Source organism: Erwinia sp. PsM31 (genome assembly GCF_030433775.1).
Lineage (GTDB): Bacteria > Pseudomonadota > Gammaproteobacteria > Enterobacterales > Enterobacteriaceae > Erwinia > Erwinia aeris.
Map to the genome: position 1 here is coordinate 1 of NZ_JARUWZ010000144.1, position 214 is coordinate 214.

A 214-nucleotide genomic window follows, 5' to 3' on the forward strand; every position below is an offset into this window, starting at 1 on the left:
TACGCGACGGTTACTGTGATGTAGTCGATTTTCTGACACCATTCAATGACCCGGCCTTCTACCAGTGTGTGAACACACGGCCCGGCCATCTGGCTGCAGGTCTTGTTGCCGAGCGGCCGAATGCACGTCATGAGGTACTCTCCTCATTAGAATCTGCTGGTGCGGCTTTAATTGTTGGTCTGTGAGGGGCTGGTAAGTCTGCTTTGATGTGGGA

1 protein-coding gene is annotated in these 214 nt (G+C 53.3%); it reads left to right on the forward strand.

Annotated features, from left to right (window positions below):
* A partial coding sequence (locus QCD69_RS22765; protein WP_301253601.1) for a hypothetical protein occupies positions 1–185 on the forward strand: 185 nt, incomplete at its 5' end.
* Between the last annotated feature and the right edge of the window lie 29 nt (positions 186–214).